Genomic DNA, 17377 nt, shown 5'->3' with positions numbered 1-17377 from the left:
CAGGCAACGGCGGCAAGGCAACCCTGCTGTCGCGACAGCCGCGACTTGCAACGGGCGACGAACGGTGGTGGCCTGCGGCCGGTACCGAAAAACGTTCCGCTGCCGGAATCGCAGCGATATATTAGTTAATCCGGCACCCTGCCGGGACACTGACCGGACGAGCCTCATGGACTTCAACGCGGGCGATTCCAACACGCTGGCCGCACCGGCGCGCCGGCGGCGGCGGCGTCCCGCCAGCGCCGCCGCGCGCCCCGCCCACCGCGGGGCCACCGTCTCGGGCACCATCTACCGCGACCTGCGGGACGACATCGTCTCCCTGCGCCGCAAGCCCGGTGAACCGGTGATCGAGAAGCAGATCGCCGAAGCCTACGGCGTCAGCCGCACCCCGGTGCGCGAGGCGATGCTGAAGCTGGCGGACGAGGGGTTGGTCGAGGTGTTTCCGCAGTCCGGCACCTTCGTCGCCCGCATCCCGCTGAAAGCGCTGCCAGAGGCCATCGCCATCCGCCGCGCGCTGGAAGAGGCCACGGTCCGCTACGCCGCCGAACAGGCGACCGGCAGCCAGATCGCGTTGCTTCGCGCCAACCTGGAACTGCAGCGCGAACGCCAGGAGGCCGGCGACCTCGACGGCTTCCACGATGCGGACGAGGCGTTTCATGCGCTGCTGGCGGAGATCTCCGGTTATCCCGGCTTCTGGGCGGTGACGCAGCAGGTCAAGCGGCAGGTCGACCGCTATCGCCACCTGACCCTGCCGGTGGTCGGCCGGATGAACAAGGCGCTCTGCGAACACGCGGCCATCGTCGATGCGATCGCGGCCCGCGATCCCGACCGCGCCGTGGCCGACCTGCGCCGGCACCTCACCGACCTGCAATCCGGCATCCCGGACGTGCAGCGGGCCAATCCCCACTATTTCACGAGCTGAGGTTTTCAGTCGCCCTTGGCGGCCCCCTGCGCGGACGCCTTCTCCTTGTCGACCACGTCCAGGATCCGGCGCAACGCCTCGGCGGTCAGCGGCGTGTCCATGGTGAGGCCGTCGGCGAACTTGCGGAGCGCGCCGATGGAGCGGCGCTTGGCGACGAAGTCGTCGTCACCGGGCTCGAAGGGTTCGACCACCGGCCCCTTGTAGTAGCTGCCGCGGAAGCCCCATTGGCGGCGCCCGTCGGCGCGCCATTCGCTGCCGTCGGACAGCACCATGCAGCGGCCGTCGTGGGTGTAGCGCTCCACCGTGGCGATGGACTGCGGAATGGACTGGCCGCTGCGGATCGTGACGCGGTCGCCGACGCGGAAGCTGGCGGCAGTGAACATGCTATCTCCCCGGATGGCGCCTCCCGGCGCCGCAAGTCTGGTCAAGGCGCTCTTTTCCACCAACCGCGCCGCCGGATCCAGCCCTTCTATTCCCCCGGCAGCAGGAACCCTGCCACCACCGGCGCGTGGTAGCTGACCGGGGAGGGGACGTCGGGGTGGAAAACCTCGTCGGTCAGCTCCTCGTTGTGGATCGCGACGTCACGCGCAGCCGCGGCCAGGCGGGGTGAGGCCAGCAGATGATCGAGCAGGACCGGGGTACCGGCATGCAGGACGGTGTAGCGCCGCTCCTCCGCGATCGCCTGCTCCAACGGCTCCAGCACACGGTCGGCAAGCTCCGGGTTGCCGGTGAAGTCGGGCGCGGCGCGGATGATGCGCACCGCCGTCTGCTCCAGGTCGGCGTTGCAGTCGCCGGCAACGACGATCAGCGCATCCGGATCCTCGTCGAACAGCCGGTCGACCGCCATCCGCGTCTCCAGCGCCTGCCCGGCCCGCTTGATGGAGGCGAGGTAGAACCCCTCGGCCCAGCCGGCGGCGGTCTTCCAGACCTGGGCGCCGGCCTTCTGTCCCGGCACCGGAGCGGCGATCGGCGCCCGCAGGTGCAGGTCGAAGACATGCAGTGTCCGGGCGCCGGGAAGCTCGATCTCGGCATGGAGCACCGGTCGGTCCCAGGCGACTTCGGTCTCCTGCTCCTCCGGCGGGGCGGCGGTGGCGAAGCGGACACGGGGCGGCGGCACCAGGTCGTGGCGCAGCAGGCGGGCCGAGCGGACCGGCCAGCGGCTGACGATGACCGGATTGTGGCGGTCGGCCGGCGACTGCGCGTCGCCGGCCGTGACGTGCCAGCCCTGGTAGCGCGTCCCCTCCAGCAGGCGGCCGAGCGCCCGCAGGATGCGGGGCTCGCTCTTCACCGGATGCTGGGCATCGACCTCCTGCAGGCAGAGGATGTCGGCCTCGAGCCTTTCCAGTTGCGGGCGCAGGGTGGCGATCCGCTCCTCGAAGGGCAGGTCGTCGGCATCATCGTCCAGGTTCTCCAGATTGAAGGTGGCGATCCGGAACTGCAGGTCGGCCATGGCGGGCTCCGCGGAAGGAGGGCGGTCGAGCTTATCAGAACAGCTCGACGTCGCCTTCGATCCGCGACTTGCGCAGATGCTCCATGTAGGAGGACTCGCTGCGGGTGATGTCGTGCAGCGTCTCGTCGCCGATCAGCCGGCGCTGGCTGCGTCCGCTGGTGGGGAAGAAGCGCACCGCCCGCGGGCTGGCGCCGCCGACGTCCCAACTGACGGTCGGAATGCCCTCGGTTGCCAGATAGTCCATGACGAACCCGACGTTGCGCTGGCCGATGTTGGCGCTGCGCAGGGTGGTCAGGTTGACATTGGCGCCGCCGAACACCTTGGCGCGCAGCCGGTCGCGACGCCCGGTGACCCTCAGCAGGCGGTTGATGAGCTGCTCCATCGCCGTGGCGCCGTAGCGCGAGGAGAGCGACAGCGTGTCGAGCCCGGCGTCGGGCAGCAGGAAATGGTTCATGCCGCCGATCTCGGCCACCGGGTCGTACAGGCAGGCGGCGACGCAGGAGCCGAGCGTGGTGGTGATGACGACGTTCGGGTCGTCGCTGACCACGCAGCCGCCGACGACGATGTTCACCACTTCCGCCCCGAGGCGGCGGTCATGGTAGCGGTTGGCGGCGACGTCCTGCCGTTCCAGCCGGCGGCGCAAGGCGCTCTGTGCGGCGGAGGAGCGGGGACGGTCGAGGCTCATCGGCAGGGTCATTCCTTTGTGCACGCTGCATAGACATTGGGGCGCAGGGAGTGCCGATCAAATCGAACTTTATATGCATTTTATCATACCAGCCATCCTGTCCGGTCGGACGGCATCGGTCAATAGGTGGAAACCCAGCGGTCGAGCATCCCGGCCTGCACGGCGCGGGCGCGCAGCGCCCAGCCCTGCGCCTCCGGCGGCGCGGTCGTCACCCGGCGGTCGAGCGCGGCATCCAGCGCGGCGCGGCGCCCGGCATCGGCGATGAACAGGACGAAGCCCAGCCTGCGGCCGCTCGCCGCCGTCAGCAGACCCGCCAAGCCCTTGACGTAGGCCAGGGTCCCCGACTTGGCATGAACGCCCGGCGGCAGCGCCTTGCCGTCCTCCTCCCCCGGCAGCAGTTCCCACAGGGCGGGGCCGCCGGCCCGCAGGAGGGCAGCCATCTGCCGGGGCGTCGCCCGCGACCCGGTGCCGAGCCCCGAATGGTTGGCCAGCCGCAGCCCGGCCCAGCCGCCGCCCTCCAGCGGCTTTCGCGTCAGCATGCCCTGGAGCAGCGCCGCCGAGCGCTCCAGCGTCGCCACCGTGCCGTCGAGGCGGCGGGCGGCGGCCAGCCCGATCACCTCGGCCGACAGGTTGTTGGAGTGGCGCAGCAACCGGCGCGCCAACTCGGCCAGCGGCGGACTGTCGAGCGTCGCCAGCACCGCCGCCCCGTCGGCGACACCGCCGGCCTGCGACGCCATCTGCGGGGCCATCTGCGGGGCCATCTGCGGGGTCGGCAGCGGCAGCCCCCCGGCGGCGGCCAGGCGGCGGAGCAGGCTGGCGGCAGCCAGACCCGGCCGCGCCACCGGAAGCCAGCGGGCCGCCGCCTCGCCGCCGGGCGGCGCCGCCAGCCAGCGGTCGACCCCGTCGGGCAGGACCGGGAACGGGCCGCCGGCCGGCACCGGGCGCACGGCGACGCTGTCGAGCGGCAGCCGCGCGGCATCGGCCACCGAGAGCAGCTCCGGCCGCGGCGGACCGCCGGCGGCCGGACGCCAGACCAGCAGGGCGCGGTTGTAGTTCACCGACAGGCCGCCGACACCGGTGTTGTAGGGCGCCGCCCAGGGCTGGCCGGAGTCGATCTCCGGCAATTCCGGCAGCGGGCCGGACGCATGGAGGAACCGGCCGGCGACCTGGCGCAGGCCGGTCGCGCGCAGGGCGTCCAGCAGCGACTGCAGCCCCTCGGTCGCCAGCGACGGGTCGCCGCCGCCCTGCAGGATCAGGTCCCCCTCCAGCACCCCGTCCCGCAGCGGGCCGGTGCCGAGAAGGCTGGTGGTGAAGCGGTGGTCCGGCCCGAGCAGGGCAAGCGCCGCCGCCACCGTCGGCAGCTTCGCCACCGAGGCGGGGATGAAGGGGCGGTCGGCCGCGCCCTGCTCCAGGATGCCGCCCCCCTCCGGATCGAACAGCACATGGCCGACCTCGGTCCCCTCCAATCCGGAGGGCAAGTCGCCGGCGGCGGCGGTCCGGCCGAAGGCGGCCAGCAGGCCGAGCGCCGAGAGGCGGCACAGGAACGGCCGCCGGCCGAAGGACCGGGAGGGCGGGGCGTCGAAGGGCGGGGTCACGGTCATCCGGGCATCGGGCGGGAGATTTCTCCAACTGTCCATACCCTTTGCTAACCTATCGTGCCAACAATCGCTGATCGGATGGCGGGGCCGCGGACGGGGGAAGCGATGACGATGTCCAAGCGGCGCGAAACGCGCTTCGAAGTGGTGGTCGAGCAGGAGGGCAAGCCCAACATCGACGGCGTCTTCGACGACGAGAAGGCGGCGACCGAGCGCGCCAATTACCTGCTGCGGCTCGCCCGGTTCCCGGTGGTCCGCGTCGTCCGGGTGAGCGGCAGCGGCCGCGAGGAGACGATCTTCCAGAAGGCCTCGTCCGCCGGCGGCAAGCTGACCACCATCTCGCCGATCGAGGACGCCACCCTCTGCACGGACGTCCTGCAGGTCTTCTCCTTCGACAGCCGGATGACGCTGCTGCGGCTGCTGCGCGGCTATTGGGACGACCAGGGCGTCGTGCCCTCGGAGCAGCTCCACCGCTATTACCCGCTGCGCCAGTTCGAGCGCGAGGCCCTGCTGTTCAACCCGGCGGTCAGCCGGCTGGCCAGCATCCAGGCGCCGATGCTGGGGCTGAAGCCGCATGAGCGCTACGACCAGCTCATCCGCCTGTTCGGCGGGCTGAAGGAACTGGCCCAGGCGTCCGACGCCCTCGCCCCCTTCGATCAGGCGCTGGCCCGCGGCGGGGTTCCGGGGCTGCTGCTGGCCGCGGCCGGCCGGCCGGCCGGGGAGCGGGACCGCATCGTCACCCATGCCTTCGGCAGCCTTCTCGAACCGCATCGCGACTGGGGCGCCAAGCTGGCCGCGGTGCTGCGCCTGCACCGTGACGGCGACGGCGACGGCAACGGGGACGGCGAGACCACCCGGCTGGTCGACGAGGTCGCGGCGGAGATCGTCGACGGCCGCGAGCCGATCCGCTCGCTGATCGGCTATTCCCCCGACCTCGGCTCGGCCATCCTGGCGCTGCTGGCGACGCTGCGCGGCGACCTGGACGACCGGCTGCCGCACACCGGGCCGCTGCTCGCGCTGTCCGGCGCGGTCGGCGGCGGCGGCTTCATCCACACGACGGAGGCGCTGCTGCGCCGCATCCGCGGCGGCCTGGACGGCACCACCCCGCTGACCCGCACCGGCGGCGCCAGCGACGCCCGGATCTTCGGCGCCATCGTCGACGCCATGGCCGCCCATGACGGCTTCCCGGGCGGGCCGGCGATGGCGGAGACGCTGACCCGCCGCGGCAAGACGGTGTGGGCGGCCGGCGGCACCGACCTGCCCTTCGAGGACGCGGTGGCGCGGCTGGCCGGGCGCTTCGCCAAGCCGGGCGGCCGGCTGGGCTACCTGCTCGACCTCGGCGCCAGCCCCTATGGCCGGGCCAGGATCAGCGTGGTCATCCAGCGGGTCGCCGAGGAGTTCAACCGGGTCGGGAGCGCTGCGGAGCTGGCGGTGCCCGGCGTCTCGATGCAGGAGGTGCGCGACGGGCTCGGCCGCCGCCTGCGTGCCGCCGGCATCCCGCGGGCGCTGGCCGACGGGCTGATCGCCAGGATCGCCGCCATTCCCGACGACCTGCGGCCGCCGGTCACCGGCAGCCGGGCCGGCTCGGTGACGCTCGACCTCCGGCAGCCGCCCGCCCCGCGCCTGACGCTGAGCTACCAGGGCCGGACGATCGCCCTGCCCGACGCCGGCGACGAGGTGGTCATCGGCCGGGCGGCCGACTGCGCCATCGTGCTGGACCACGCGTCGGCCTCGCGGCGCCACGCCGCGATCCGGCTGCGCGACGGCGCCTGCCTGCTGGAGGACCTGAGCCGCAACGGCACGCGGCTCGCCGCGAGGGACGGCGGGCAGCGCGTGCTGAAGCGGGGCGACGTGGTGCCGCTCGCCGGGCGGGGGGAGATCGTCATCGGCTCGCTCGACCTCGGCGAACATCCCGCCCGCATCGCCTGGGAGGTGACGGGGCTCTGAACCGGAGCCCCGCCGCCCCTTACGCCTTCCCGTCCATGTGGATGATGCGCAGGTTGTTGGTGGTGCCGGCCTGGGCGAAGGGGATGCCGGCCACCACCACCATGGTGCCGGTCGGCCCGGCGAACTCCTCGGCCCGCGCGGTGGCGATGGCGCGGTCGACCATCTCCTCGTAGGTGCGGATGTCGTCGGACAGCACGCTGTGGGCGCCCCACAGCAGGCAGAGCCGGCGCGACACCGCCTGGTCGGGGGTGATCGCCAGGATCGGCACCTCCGGCCGCTTGCGGGCGATGCGGGCGGCGGTGGTGCCGCTGGAGGTGTAGGCGACGATGGCCGAGGAATGGATGGTCTGGGCCAGGTCGGCGGCGGCGGCGGCCACGGCGTGGGGCGCCGTCTGCTCCTCGCCCGGCTGGGTCGCCTGGATCAGCGAATGGTAGAGCTTGTGCTGCTCGGTGGAGCGGATGATGCGGTCCATCATCGTCACCGCCTCGACCGGGTAGGAGCCCGACGCCGATTCGGCCGACAGCATCACCGCGTCGGCGCCGTCATAGATGGCGGTCGCCACGTCCGACGCCTCGGCGCGGGTCGGGGTCGGGGCGGAGACCATCGAGTCGAGCATCTGGGTGGCGACGATCACCGGCTTCACCGCCAGGCGGCAGGCGCGCACCAGCTCCTTCTGGCGGCCGGGCACGTCCTCGTGCGGGATCTCGACGCCGAGGTCGCCGCGCGCCACCATCACCGCGTCGGACAGGCGGATGATGTCGTCGATGCGGTCGAGCGCCTGCGGCTTCTCGATCTTCGCCATCAGCCCGGCGCGGTCGCCGATCAGGCCGCGGCCCTCGATGACGTCGGCGGGCTTCTGCACGAAGGACATGGCGACCCAGTCGACGCCCAGCTCCAGCCCGAAGGCGAGGTCGGCGCGGTCCTTGGCGGTCAGCGGCGACAGGTCCAGTACGGTGCCCGGCAGGTTGACGCCCTTGCGGTTGGAGATGGTGCCGCCGACCACCACCCGGGCCTCCATCCAGTCGTCGCCGAGCTCGGTGACCTGCACGCGCACCCGGCCGTCGTCGATCAGCAGGTGGTGGCCCGGCAGGATCGCCGCGAAGATCTCCGGATGCGGCAGCGGGATGGCGGTCTTGTCGCCGTCGCTGCCCTGCAGGACGAAGCGGACCGTCTCGCCGGTGGCGACGGCGATCTTGCCGTCGCGGATGGTGCCGACGCGGATCTTCGGCCCCTGGAGGTCCTGGAGGATGCCGATCGGCCGCCCGACCTCGGCCTCCAGCGCGCGGATGGCGCGGTGGACCTTGGCGTGGTCGTCGTGGGTCCCATGGCTGAAGTTCAGCCGGAAGGTGTCGACACCGGCCAGGAACAGGGTCTTCAGCATCTCCGGGGTGTTGCTGGCGGGACCGACGGTGGCGACGATCTTGGCGCGACGATGGCGGCGCATGTGGTTCCGGCCGCTGGGGCCGTCCTCTGTGGCTGGGCCGTCCGGTGGGCCGGCAGGGCGGCGGCCACCATGGGAGGACGGCGGGGTGACTGGTCAGCAGCGGAACGGCCTGGACAGGCGCCCGTCCGGGGCGGCCTGCCGGCCGTCCGCATGCCCGAACAAGGTGTCGCCATCGCGCCCGGAAAGCAAGGCGGCAGGCGGGGTTAGGGATGGAACAGGGTGAAACATCGGTCGGCCCGGCGTTCCATCCGGCCCCGCCTACCGGGACCGGGAGAAGGCGCCCGCGCCGCGCCGGCACACCGGGCCGCCGGCGAGGTTGGGGAAAGGGTCTTCCGGATTGAGGGTCCAGGGATAGACGCCCTTCGGCCCTTCGGCCTCCGGCCGGGCCAGGATGGCGGCGACGATGGCAGGATGGGGTGGCGTGCGCTCGCGCAGCGCGCCGGGGCCGGCGGCCGGGGCGTCTTCGGGCCGGGAAGCCGCCGGCAGGGGCGGTGCAGGTGGGGCTGCCGATGGGCTGGCCGGCTGGGCAGCCGGTGGGCTGGCCGGCTGGGCAGCCGGACGGGCGGCGGCGGCGTCGAGGCCGGCGAACAGGCCGAGCCGCTCGGCCAGCCAGCGCACGGTCGAGGGATCGCCGGCCGAGACCAGCCGCTCGACCTGCTCGGCCACCAGGGCACGCAGAGAGGACAGGCGCAACTCGGCCTCGCGGTTCAGCGCCTCGCGCTCCCACCAGATGCGGATGCGGAAGTCCTTCGACCCGTAATAGGCCCGCCACAGCGTGGTCCGGCTGCAGCCCATGGCGCGGGCGACCTGAAGGAAGGAATTCCCTCGCGCCAGCATGCCGGCGGCCATGATCCACTGCTCCTCATGGAACTGCGATCCGGGAACCAGCGTGCCCTCCGCGGGGGCAGGCGGCTCCGCCGCCCAGCGGGGGAAGTGGTCGGCAGCAAGAGAGTTAGGGGCAAGAGAGTTGGGGGCAAGAGAGTTGGAGGCAAGAGCGTCGGCAGTGAGGGTGCGCGGGTCGACGGGCATGGCGGGGCTCCACGGATGGTGGGTTCACGCCAATAATATAAGAATTTTTTCCTTTAATGGGGCTTTTTCCAAAACGCCGGCCGCCTTCGCGCCGACGGCGATGGCGACGGGTTACCGCAGCGCCGCGGCTGCCGCCGTCGGCGGTCACGCTGTGCTCGCCCGTCGAGCAGCCGGAGAAGATCCTGATGGCAGGCCTGAACGTCCTGCACCAAGTCAAGGAAACCAGGCACGAGATTCCGAAAGTGCCAGGCAGGACCCTATCTCGCTAAATATTGAACCCAACCTTGATGCGCCGGTTCTGGCGACCTTTGTTGTCCACCTTGAGTATCCGCACCGGCCTTGCTTCTCCGGTCGATTTCAGGTGCGTGCCGCCACATCCCTGCCGGTCGATGTCTTCAATCTCCACGATGCGGACATTGCCGTCGGCCTGACGGGGCGGCGGTACGGCTTTGCTCCGGAACAGCCCCGGAACCGCATTCGCCTCGTCCCAGGGCATCGGGAACGCTCCTATGGGCAAATCCATCCGAATGACATCGTTGATCGGACCGGCCAGCATGCGAAGCCGATCGACATCCGAGGCGGGAAGACCGAAATCCAGCCGGAACGTTCCATCCACCGACAGTTGCGCCCCCGTCAGCAGCGCTCCGTCGAATGTCTGGAATACAAATTCCCTCTGGCGGGCAGTCGATCAGGACGGCTTCGCTCTCGACACCCTGGTCCAGAGCCGGCGCGACACCAAGGCAGCCAAGCGTTTGCTGCGCAAGCTGCTGAAAAAGCAAGGTCGGGCTCCGCGCGTGCCGGTCAGCGATAAGCTGAAATCCTACGCCGCCGCCAAGCGGAAGCTGGGGACGAGCGGGGAGCACCGCCAGCACAAGGGGATGAACAACCGGGCTGAGACCTCTCACCAACCCACTCGGCGGCGCGAACGGCAGAGAAAGCGCTTCAAAGACCCCGCCAGGTCCAGCGCTTCCTGGCCATTCACGACCCGGCCGCCAACCTCTTCCATCTCCGCCGCAACCATCGCCCCATTGCCGACTATCGGAAGGCCCGCGCCCAGGCGCTCCAGGTCTGGGCCGAGGCCGCCGGCGCGCCGCTGGCGGCATAAGCAGCAGACCCCCGCCATCTGCCGAATCCTCGCTCGGCCCGGCCGCCGACAAGTTGACGGTACCTCGGCCCCTTCCGGCTGGACCGCGGATGGGGGGTAGCAACCGGCTCGCGGGGGCCGCCCCCCGCCCTGCCGGGGAGAGCGCCGGCTCACCGTCGCGGCCGATGCCGGAGCCGGACGTCAGGACGTGCCGGCTCCGGCATCGGCCCTCTCCACCGTGAAGGCGATTTCCTGCCCGAAGGACAGTTCGAGCGTGTTGCCATCCGGGTCGGCAATGTAGGTCCAGAGACCGACGGGAGGCCCGGAATCGCGGGGAGCGGAGCGCAGGATGCCCCGGCGTTCGGCTTCGGCCGCCCGGTTCAAGACGGCCTCCCGCGTCGCGCAGGCGACGCCGAGATGCCCGAACGGTCCGAGCGGGGTATCGGCCAAGCTTGTGGACGCAACGAGGACAAGGGCGAACGGGCGCAATCCGTCCGCCATCCACGCCACCTCCTTGACGTCACCACCCGCGGTTCGGCGGTGAACCACCTGAAGACCGGCAAACTCACGATAGAAGGCGATGCTTCTGTCGAGATCGCGCACGAGCAGCGCCACATGAGACAAACCGAGATCGGGATTGGGGGAGTGGGTCATCGTCAGGTCTCCTTTCCCGGCGAGCTTGCCTCATCGAAGAAAGTTATGAAAATCGTAACGCGATATGATGAGCATGCACGGCATGAATGGCCCTCTCCCTTCCGACCTGAATCTGCTGCTGGTCCTTGAGGCCCTGCTCGCCGAGCGGCATGTCTCGCGTGCGGCGATGCGGCTCAACCGCTCGCAACCGGCGGTCAGCCATGCCCTTGCGAGGCTGAGGGACATCTTTGGCGACCCGCTGCTGGTGAGGGGCGAAGGAGGTCTGCAGCCGACGGCGCGCGCCCTCCAGCTCGCCGGACCTCTGGCCGAAGCCCTCGCGCTGGTGCGCTCGATGGTCGATCCGCCGACCTTCGATATCGGGCAGTGCAGCCGCCATTTCCGGTTGTCCCTGTCGGATTATGGGACAGCGATCCTGCTGCCGCCCCTGGTCGCGCGGTTGCGGAAGGCCGCGCCGCTCATCGACCTGTCCGTCGTGTCCTATGGCAGGGACCGGGCGCTTGCGGCGCTGATCGACGGGGAGATCGATCTGGCCGTCGGTGTTTACCCCGAACTGGCGGCGGCGGGTCGTCGCGACCTCATGAGCGATCTTCTGTTCCGGGAGACATTCGCCTGCCTGTCCGATGGAGCGGTCCAACCCGGGGCGCTTTCGATCGAGCGTTATCTGGCACGGCCGCATGTCAGGGTCACCGTCGCGCTGGAGGACGACAGCGAGGTCGACGCGGCGCTCGCCCGCCTGGGCCACAAGCGCCGCATCGCCATCCAAATCCCGCATTGGTCCGCCGCTCCCGACCTTGTCAGGGGCACCGACCTCGTGCTGACCGCAGCGAAGCGAAGCCTTGAGGCCCTGGAAACGGGAAGCCTCCGGTGCAGCGAACCGCCGTTCCGTCTGGCCGGCTTTCCCTTCGTACAGACGTGGCATCGCCGCCGCGAAAAGGACGCGCCGCATCGCTGGCTTCGTGAGGAAATCGCCCTGGCAGCCCGAGGGTCAACGGGGGAGCGTGAACCGCGCCGGTCCTGAAGGGGACCGGGTTCTCCACCTTGCCGGCCGACAAGGCCGCCGACAGCAACGCCATCCGCGCTTGGCTCGCCGAGCGTGGGGGTGGTCGAGACCGTCTTCCGCAAGATCAATGAAGTCCGCCGCGTCGCCACCCGCCGCGACAACCCCGGCACCGGTTCCGCGGCGGGCATTCACCTCGTAGCGGCCGTCTTGGCGACCCGATGAATGTCAACAGACCCTGAAGGTGATGGGTTCAAGCGGGATCGCTTGAAGCGCGACTCACCCGGAAAACCAAAAGCTCAGGGTCCGTCCGGCGCTTCAATGAGCATCCGACGGACTCTGCTGGCCGCGGGACGACCTCAGGAAATCGGCAAGCGCGCGCACGGTGGCCGGCGTGTAGCGTTGCCTGGGATAACAGAGATGCCAACCGGGAAACCGCGGCGACCAATCCTCCAGGACCGGCACGAGCTTGCCCACCTCGATCAGCGGCCGGACCTGCTCCTCCTCCCAAAAGGCGATTCCCACGCCTTGCACGGCGGCGGTTATCGCGACGTCGCGGTGCGATACGACGAGCGGGCCGTCAACAGCCACCGCCACGTCCTGCCCGTCCTTCTCGAACTCCCAATTGTAGAACCCATTGGTTCCCGGCTGCCGCCAATTGATGCATCGGTGCTTCAACAGGTCCGACGGCGTCGTCGGCCGGCCGTGCTGGGCAAGATAGTCCGGTGAGGCAACCGCCACTTGACGAACGCTGCCGCCCAGCGTGATCGCCACCATGTTGCTCTCCAGGAACTCTCCCAGCCTGATGCCGGCGTCGAAACCAGACTTGACGATGTCGATCACGGCATCGTCGATCGTCATGTCGAGCACAATGTCCGGATAAGCCTCCCTGAACAGGCCCAGGACCGGTTCCAGGAACGTCGCCGAAGCAAGCCGGGGCAGGTGCAATCGGACCGTCCCGGCGGGCGTGTCGCGGAAACTGCGAACGGCGACGACCGCAGCCTCCATTTCCTCCATGGCCGGTTTGAACCGTGCGAGCAGGTGGGCACCGGCATCCGTCAGGGAGATGCTGCGCGTGGTGCGGTTCAGCAGCCTGACGCCCAGCCGTTCCTCAAGCTCCCTGATCGTCTGGCTCAGGGTTGACGGCGCAACTCTCAGATGCTTCGCCGCGCGCGTGAAGCTCCCCTGCTCGACGATCGTCACGAACGCGCGCAAGTCGGCATATTCGTTGCCGCGCATTATGCCTCCGAAGGCAATGAGTGAATTCCGTTTATTCACCATAGACCCATCAGTTGCCCTCGGTAGACTGAAAGGCGACGTCCATGGACGCCTTCGCAACGGCTGACGCTGCATGGCACCTGATACCGACCCCCGCCCCGAATCCGTTCAAGGATGGTCCCGCGTGAGCGCGCCACCCCCACCCCGGGCCGCCGAGCCTTGCGCGGACGTCCGCCGGCCGACCCTCGTCCTCGTTTCCGCGATGATGGGCGTCGTCCTCGTTTCCCTCGATGTTTCGGTGGTGAACGTTGCCCTGGAGGCGTTGCGCCAATCCTTCGACGTGCAGATCGACGGGCTGCAATGGATCCTCAACATCTACACGCTCGTCTATGCCGTCCTTCTCCTGAGCGCAGGGGCTCTCAGCGATCGGATCGGAGCCCGGGCGACGTTTCTTCTCGGCTTCCTTTTCTTCACCCTCTCGTCGGCGGCCTGCGGATTGGCACCGTCCTTCGGCATCCTGCTGGCCGCCCGCGCTGTGCAGGGTGTCGGAGCCGCATTGCTGGTGCCGTCCGCGATGGCACTGCTCCAGCATACCTATCCCGACCCGCGGCGACGCGCACGGGCCGTGGGGCTATGGGCGGGTGCGGGCAGTCTGGCTCTCGCGGGAGGCCCCGTGCTCGGCGGCGCGCTCATCGCGCATGTCGGATGGCGCAGCATCTTCCTGATCAATCTTCCGTTCGGCCTGATCGGCGCCTGCCTGAGCCTGCGATACGCCCCCCGCATCGGGCAGGCGCTGAAACGGGGCGCCGATCCCGGCGGTCAGATCGTTGCCGCGATGGCGCTCACCGGCTTCACCGGCGCCCTGACCCAGGCCGGCGCCCTCGGCTGGAGCCATCCATTGATCCTTGCAGGGCTGATCGCGGGCGGCGTTCTCTTCGCCGCCTTCCTCGCCATCGAGGCGCGGAGCCCCCATCCCATGATGCCGCTGGAGCTTTTCAGGAACCCGGGATTTTCAACGGCATTGTTCGTCGGCATGGTCATCAACTTCGTCTATTATGGCCTGGTCTTCGTTTTCAGCCTGTTCTTCCAGATGGTGCAGGGAAAGTCGGCGCTGGCGACCGGGCTGGCATTCGTGCCGCTGACCGCCCTCATCATGGTCGTCAATGTCATTGCCGGAACCCTGATCGGCCGCTTCGGCGTACGGCCGGTGATGCTTGCCGGGCTTACGGTGGCGGCCATCGGCTATGTCGCCATGTTGTCGATCCAGGCCGGATCGTCCTACGCGGCAATCGCTCCGACCTTCATCGCCGCCGGCGTGGGCATCGCTTTGACGGTCCCATCGATCATGACGGCAGCCTTGTCCGGTGCCAGTCCCGCACGGGCCGGCATCGGCGCCGGTGTCCTCAACTCCGCCCGGCAGATCGGCGGCGCCATCGGCGTGGCACTGTTCGGCTCGATCCTCGGGGCAATGGGGCCGGACAGGTTCGTCCTCGGCATGCACATCTCGATCGCCCTGACGGGCGCCGCACTGGTCGCCGCGCTGCTCGTCGCACTCGCCTTCATTCCGTTGGACGAGCATCGGCCCTGACCGACCGGGCCGCTTCGACATGAGGCGGCGCCGGGCTCCAGGCCTTTGCCTTTCCCGCGTGAGTCACGGGGTCGGGCGTGTCCGCCTGGAGCGATCACCCCCTATCCGGCGGATGCGGAGGAGTTCCGGCAGGACTCCCGCCCGGCCGCCGCCGCATCGCCGGTCCCGGCCGGCAGGCGGAGCGTGGCGGCCCAGGCCAGCAGCGCGGCCGTGCCGAAGGCGGCCCCCAGCAGCGAGACGCCGGGCCAGCCGGCATGGGCGTGGGCCATGGTCGCGGCACCGGCGCCGAGCGCGCTGCCGATGGAATAGAAGACCATGTAGCCGCCGATGAGGCGGCTGCCCGCCTCCGGGTGGCGGGCGACGATGATGCTCTGGCTGGTGACGTGGACGGCCTGCACGGCAAGGTCGAGCAGGACGATGCCGGCCAGCAGAAGCGGGATCGACCAGGGCAGGCAGGCGATCAGCCCCCAGGACAGCAGCAGAAGCACAAGGGAGGATCCCGTCGTCCGCTGGCCGAGGCCGCGATCGGCGAGACGTCCCGCACCGGTCGCGGCAACCGCCCCCGCCAGGCCGGCCAGGCCGAACAGCCCGATTTGCGTGTGCGAGTAATCGAACGGCGCGGTGCCGAGCGGCAGCACGAGGCTGGTCCACAGCGTGCTGAACGCCGCGAAGACCAGCAGGGAGAGAAGGCCGCGAACCAGCAGGACGCGGTCGCCGAGGAACAGGACGGGGATGGACCGCAGCGTCGCGCCATAGCCGCCGCTGCCGGCCGGCACCGGATCGCGCGGCAGGACGCGCCAGAGCAGCCCGGCCATCGCCGCGGTCAGGACGGCCGATGCCAGATAGACCGTCCGCCAGCCGCCGAGATCGGCGAGCAGCCCGGCGACGAAGCGGGCGGCGAGGATGCCGATGACGATCCCGCCCGTCACCATGCCGACCGCCCTGCCCCGTTCGGCCGGCACCGCCAGGGCCGCGGCGAAGGCGACCAGCACCTGCACCACGACGGCGAACAGCCCCATCGCCGCGAGACCCGCGAACAGGACCATCTCGGATCGCGCCGTCGCGACGGCGAGCAGCGCGCCGGTCGACAGCAGGCCCTGGCCAACGACGAGGCGGCGGCGGTCGAGGAGATCGCCGAGCGGAACGATGAAGACCAGGCCCAAGGCATAGCCGGCCTGGGTCAGGGTCACGACGAGGCCGATCGCGGCGGGTGAGATGCCGAAGTCCCCCGCCATGGCGTCGAGCAGGGGCTGGGCATAATAAATGTTCGCGACGCCGAGACCGGCAGCGACGGCAAAGATCAGGGTGGTCATTCCCGGCAACCCGCCGTCCGGCCGATGCCGTGCCGGTGTTCCGCTTGCGTCCCGCATGGCGATCCCGATGTTGAAACCCAATCTGGTCTTGAAATGAGACCACTTGCGCCGATGGCGATCCAGTTCTAATTTAGGACCAGATTGGGTGATGAGGATCGGCGGCGTGGCCAAGCGGGTCAGTCTGTGGGATGCGGGGTGCCCGGTGGCGCGCGCACTGGACGTCATCGGCGACTGGTGGTCGCTGCTGATCATCCGCGATGCCTTCGACGGGGTGCGGCGCTTCGGCGAGTTCCAGACCGGGCTCGGCATCGCCAAGGGGATGCTGGCGGCGCGGCTGCGCGCCCTGACCGAGCGCGGCATCCTGGAAACCGTGCCGGCGTCGGACGGCAGCGCCTACAAGGACTATGTCCTGACCGAAAAGGGACGTGGCCTCTTCCTCGTCATCGTCGCGCTGCGCCAATGGGGCGAGGACCATCTCTATGGTCCCCGCGACCCGCGATCCTCGTTGGTCGACCGGGAAACCGGTGCCCCCGTCGCCCGGCTGGACCTGCGCGCGGCGGACGGGCGGCGGCTGGCATGGAGCGACACGGAGGTGAGGAAGGTGGCGCGCTCCCGAACCGGCGGCTCCTGATCCGGCTGGCCGCCGGGACCGGGAGCGTCGGCAGACTCATTCGAGAACGACGGCAGCGGGGCCTACCGAAACGGCCGAGGGGAGCGAAGAGGGGTGCAGGAGCCGGAGCGCCTCCTCGCCGTTCGGTCCCATGATGAGGTCATGCGCAAGCCCGGTCACCTGATAGGCTTCCGAGAACAGGTCGCGGTCTTCGGGATTGCTTTCCACCAGCAGGAGCGGCTTGCGGTCTGACATCAGGCTCAATGGGCAGTTGGCACGGTTGGACGGGGTAAGGTCGAGGTCATGCCTCAACCAACGTCCCGGCGCCCATGTCGCGCAATCTACCCCTTTCAGGGCGTTCCCCCTGTACTTTCGTAAAGGAAGGCGCGTCGGCGGCCCGTCCGGCGGACGGAGGACACGCCGGCCGGTGCCGATGCCGATGCCGATGCCGGCGTCGCGCAGACCTCTCCTTTCGCGTGTTCGGTCAACAGGACGAGGATTGGGAACGCCGGTACGGGGCGACACCATGGAACGGGCAAAATACATCCCAAAAGGACAGTGCCTGCCTTATCGCCGGCGGAACCGGTGCATGCCGGGGGATTGCTTGTAGAAGGCCACACCGGTCCCGAATGCGCGGCGGTCGGCGTCCACCGCTTTATGCGGCCCTGATGCTGGCAAGGAACGTTTCGACCTCATGCCGCAAGGTCTCCGCCTGCCTCGACAGGTCCGTGGAGGCATCAAGAACCTGTGCGGCCGCTGTCCCGGTTTGGGTGGCGGCGTCACTCACCTGCACAACATTGCCGGTCACCTGCTCGGTGCCTTGCGCGGCTTGCTGCACGTTGCG

The 17377-nt window shown here is 69.9% G+C and carries 17 protein-coding genes and 2 pseudogenes; 7 read left to right on the top strand and 12 right to left on the bottom strand.

From position 1 onward, the window contains the following. The first annotated feature begins 166 nt into the window (after positions 1–166). Positions 167–919 (top strand): GntR family transcriptional regulator, encoded by a 753-nt coding sequence (locus J2850_RS00090; RefSeq protein ID WP_209977540.1) that lies wholly within the window; start codon positions 167–169, stop codon positions 917–919. A 5-nt stretch (positions 920–924) separates the two neighbouring features. Here the strand turns inward: J2850_RS00090 and J2850_RS00085 are convergent, their stop codons facing one another. The 4 genes from J2850_RS00085 to J2850_RS00070 all read right to left on the bottom strand — a co-directional run bounded on the left by J2850_RS00085 (position 925) and on the right by J2850_RS00070 (position 4655). Then, a complete protein-coding gene (locus J2850_RS00085; protein WP_209977537.1) occupies positions 925–1302 on the bottom strand; it encodes a hypothetical protein in 378 nt (125 codons plus the stop codon). 86 nt (positions 1303–1388) lie between these two features. Next, a complete protein-coding gene (locus tag J2850_RS00080; RefSeq protein ID WP_209977536.1) occupies positions 1389–2369 on the bottom strand; it encodes an endonuclease/exonuclease/phosphatase family protein in 981 nt (326 codons plus the stop codon). A 34-nt stretch (positions 2370–2403) separates the two neighbouring features. Continuing rightward, complete coding sequence (locus tag J2850_RS00075; protein ID WP_209977534.1) at positions 2404–3054, bottom strand: chemotaxis protein; 651 nt, start codon at positions 3052–3054, stop codon at positions 2404–2406. Positions 3055–3173: 119 nt separating this feature from the next. After that, the gene (locus J2850_RS00070) at positions 3174–4655 is read right to left on the bottom strand and encodes a D-alanyl-D-alanine carboxypeptidase/D-alanyl-D-alanine-endopeptidase (RefSeq protein WP_209977532.1); all 1482 of its coding nucleotides are present in this window, start codon (positions 4653–4655) and stop codon (positions 3174–3176) included. A gap of 102 nt (positions 4656–4757) precedes the next feature. On the opposite strand from J2850_RS00070, the gene J2850_RS00065 reads away from it, so the two are divergent. Further along, entirely contained in the window at positions 4758–6596 is a 1839-nt protein-coding gene (locus J2850_RS00065) for an FHA domain-containing protein (protein ID WP_209977531.1), read from the top strand. 19 nt (positions 6597–6615) lie between these two features. Here J2850_RS00065 and pyk read toward each other — a convergent pair whose 3' ends face one another. The 3 genes from pyk to J2850_RS00050 form a co-directional block, all read right to left on the bottom strand. Next, positions 6616–8040: a pyruvate kinase gene (gene pyk, locus J2850_RS00060; protein ID WP_209977529.1), complete on the bottom strand. Its 1425-nt coding sequence runs from the start codon at positions 8038–8040 to the stop codon at positions 6616–6618. Positions 8041–8298: 258 nt separating this feature from the next. After that, on the bottom strand, positions 8299–9069 hold the full coding sequence (locus J2850_RS00055; protein ID WP_246512649.1) for a hypothetical protein: 771 nt from the start codon (positions 9067–9069) through the stop codon (positions 8299–8301). Positions 9070–9334: 265 nt separating this feature from the next. Beyond that, complete coding sequence (locus J2850_RS00050; RefSeq protein WP_307353788.1) at positions 9335–9685, bottom strand: alanyl-tRNA editing protein; 351 nt, start codon at positions 9683–9685, stop codon at positions 9335–9337. Here J2850_RS00050 and J2850_RS32295 point away from each other — a divergent pair. Further along, entirely contained in the window at positions 9579–10274 is a 696-nt protein-coding gene (locus J2850_RS32295) for a DDE-type integrase/transposase/recombinase (RefSeq protein WP_209977525.1), read from the top strand. The genes J2850_RS00050 and J2850_RS32295 overlap by 107 nt on opposite strands. 80 nt (positions 10275–10354) lie before the next feature. Here the strand turns inward: J2850_RS32295 and J2850_RS00040 are convergent, their stop codons facing one another. Further along, positions 10355–10807 carry a VOC family protein gene (locus tag J2850_RS00040; protein WP_209977523.1) on the bottom strand — a complete coding sequence of 151 codons (453 nt, stop codon included), beginning with the start codon at positions 10805–10807 and terminating at the stop codon, positions 10355–10357. Positions 10808–10871: 64 nt separating this feature from the next. Here J2850_RS00040 and J2850_RS00035 point away from each other — a divergent pair, with 64 nt between their 5' ends. Both J2850_RS00035 and J2850_RS31585 read left to right on the top strand, forming a co-directional pair. Next, entirely contained in the window at positions 10872–11825 is a 954-nt protein-coding gene (locus J2850_RS00035; RefSeq protein WP_246512647.1) for a LysR family transcriptional regulator, read from the top strand. Continuing rightward, positions 11816–12029: pseudogene (locus J2850_RS31585) on the top strand (IS5/IS1182 family transposase); the annotation flags it as partial. The gene J2850_RS00035 and the pseudogene J2850_RS31585, both read left to right, overlap by 10 nt. Before the next feature lie 93 nt (positions 12030–12122). Here the strand turns inward: J2850_RS31585 and J2850_RS00030 are convergent. Then, positions 12123–13043 carry a LysR family transcriptional regulator gene (locus J2850_RS00030; RefSeq protein ID WP_209977521.1) on the bottom strand — a complete coding sequence of 307 codons (921 nt, stop codon included), beginning with the start codon at positions 13041–13043 and terminating at the stop codon, positions 12123–12125. 163 nt (positions 13044–13206) lie between these two features. On the opposite strand from J2850_RS00030, the gene J2850_RS00025 reads away from it, so the two are divergent. Further along, positions 13207–14610, top strand: coding sequence for an MFS transporter (locus J2850_RS00025; protein WP_209977519.1), 1404 nt, complete (start codon positions 13207–13209; stop codon positions 14608–14610). 101 nt (positions 14611–14711) lie between these two features. On the opposite strand, the gene J2850_RS00020 is transcribed toward J2850_RS00025, so the two are convergent. Then, the gene (locus J2850_RS00020) at positions 14712–15923 is read right to left on the bottom strand and encodes an MFS transporter (protein WP_209977518.1); all 1212 of its coding nucleotides are present in this window, start codon (positions 15921–15923) and stop codon (positions 14712–14714) included. Between the two features lie 148 nt (positions 15924–16071). Between J2850_RS00020 and J2850_RS00015 the strand changes: the two genes are divergently transcribed. Beyond that, on the top strand, positions 16072–16554 hold the full coding sequence (locus J2850_RS00015) for a winged helix-turn-helix transcriptional regulator (RefSeq protein WP_209978359.1): 483 nt from the start codon (positions 16072–16074) through the stop codon (positions 16552–16554). Between the two features lie 36 nt (positions 16555–16590). Here J2850_RS00015 and J2850_RS00010 read toward each other — a convergent pair whose 3' ends face one another. Beyond that, positions 16591–16845, bottom strand: a complete 255-nt coding sequence (locus J2850_RS00010; RefSeq protein WP_209977516.1) for a response regulator — start codon at positions 16843–16845, stop codon at positions 16591–16593. Between the two features lie 343 nt (positions 16846–17188). Beyond that, positions 17189–17377 (bottom strand): annotated as a pseudogene (locus J2850_RS00005) (methyl-accepting chemotaxis protein); the annotation flags it as partial.

The sequence above is a fragment of the Azospirillum picis genome, assembly GCF_017876115.1.
Taxonomy (GTDB): domain Bacteria; phylum Pseudomonadota; class Alphaproteobacteria; order Azospirillales; family Azospirillaceae; genus Azospirillum; species Azospirillum picis.
This window is presented reverse-complemented; position numbering and strand designations above follow the sequence as displayed.

What these genes read in the sequence shown, in the direction of transcription:
- J2850_RS00055 (WP_246512649.1), bottom strand. Translation starts at nt 9,069, where the DNA reads ATGCCCGTCGACCCGCGCACCCTCACTGCCGACGCTCTTGCCTCCAAC.
- J2850_RS00070 (WP_209977532.1), bottom strand. Translation starts at nt 4,655, where the DNA reads ATGACCGTGACCCCGCCCTTCGACGCCCCGCCCTCCCGGTCCTTCGGC.
- pyk (WP_209977529.1), bottom strand. Translation starts at nt 8,040, where the DNA reads ATGCGCCGCCATCGTCGCGCCAAGATCGTCGCCACCGTCGGTCCCGCC.
- J2850_RS00030 (WP_209977521.1), bottom strand. Translation starts at nt 13,043, where the DNA reads ATGCGCGGCAACGAATATGCCGACTTGCGCGCGTTCGTGACGATCGTC.
- J2850_RS00040 (WP_209977523.1), bottom strand. Translation starts at nt 10,807, where the DNA reads ATGACCCACTCCCCCAATCCCGATCTCGGTTTGTCTCATGTGGCGCTG.
- J2850_RS00085 (WP_209977537.1), bottom strand. Translation starts at nt 1,302, where the DNA reads ATGTTCACTGCCGCCAGCTTCCGCGTCGGCGACCGCGTCACGATCCGC.
- J2850_RS00020 (WP_209977518.1), bottom strand. Translation starts at nt 15,923, where the DNA reads ATGACCACCCTGATCTTTGCCGTCGCTGCCGGTCTCGGCGTCGCGAAC.
- J2850_RS00080 (WP_209977536.1), bottom strand. Translation starts at nt 2,369, where the DNA reads ATGGCCGACCTGCAGTTCCGGATCGCCACCTTCAATCTGGAGAACCTG.
- J2850_RS00075 (WP_209977534.1), bottom strand. Translation starts at nt 3,054, where the DNA reads ATGAGCCTCGACCGTCCCCGCTCCTCCGCCGCACAGAGCGCCTTGCGC.
- J2850_RS32295 (WP_209977525.1), top strand. Translation starts at nt 9,579, where the DNA reads ATGGGCAAATCCATCCGAATGACATCGTTGATCGGACCGGCCAGCATG.
- J2850_RS00035 (WP_246512647.1), top strand. Translation starts at nt 10,872, where the DNA reads ATGATGAGCATGCACGGCATGAATGGCCCTCTCCCTTCCGACCTGAAT.
- J2850_RS00065 (WP_209977531.1), top strand. Translation starts at nt 4,758, where the DNA reads ATGACGATGTCCAAGCGGCGCGAAACGCGCTTCGAAGTGGTGGTCGAG.
- J2850_RS00090 (WP_209977540.1), top strand. Translation starts at nt 167, where the DNA reads ATGGACTTCAACGCGGGCGATTCCAACACGCTGGCCGCACCGGCGCGC.
- J2850_RS00015 (WP_209978359.1), top strand. Translation starts at nt 16,072, where the DNA reads ATGAGGATCGGCGGCGTGGCCAAGCGGGTCAGTCTGTGGGATGCGGGG.